The organism is Dietzia sp. CH92, from assembly GCF_032248695.1.
In the GTDB taxonomy this organism is placed as follows: Bacteria; Actinomycetota; Actinomycetes; order Mycobacteriales; family Mycobacteriaceae; genus Dietzia.
Genome location: NZ_JAVHXC010000023.1, coordinates 1 through 565 on the forward strand (window position 1 = coordinate 1; position 565 = coordinate 565).

At 76.5% G+C, this 565-nt stretch carries 1 protein-coding gene; it reads left to right on the forward strand.

The genetic code is table 11. The features are described from left to right. Positions 1-565, forward strand: a 565-nt coding sequence (locus RWK90_RS17275) for a DUF222 domain-containing protein (protein WP_314038864.1), incomplete at both ends; no start/stop codon positions are given.

The window sequence follows — 565 nt, forward strand, 5'->3', positions numbered from 1 at the left end:
ACATCGCCTGCGCCGAGATCGTCGCCGCCTACGGCGTGCACCACAACCGCGCCCGCACCCTGCTCACCCGCGCCCGCACCCTGGTCACCGGCTTTCCCGCCCTGCTCGAAGCCATGGAGACCGGCCGCCTCGACGAGGACACCGCCACCCTGCTCGCCCGCCACATGCGCACCGTGGACCCCCGCCACCGCGGCCCCGTCCAACGCGACATCATCGACTGGCTCCTGGCCGCCCTGGCCGCCGGACGCCGCCCCGGACGCGACGCCCTGCTCGACGAACTCGACCGCCGCATCGCCGCCCACGACCCCGCCGGCCTGCGCGCCCGCCGGGCCGCCGCCACCCGCGAACGCCACATCCGCCTACGCCGCGCCCGCGACGGCATGGCCGACCTCCACGCCCACCTCACCGCCCCCGAAGCCACCACCATCTACGAGATCCTCCAACGCGCCGCCCGCGAGCAGGCCGCCCGCGACGCCCGCGCCCGCCAACACCCCCACGCCCCGGCCGTCGACCCCGAATACCTGCGCAGCATCGACGAACTACGCGCCGACGCCCTCGTCGCCGC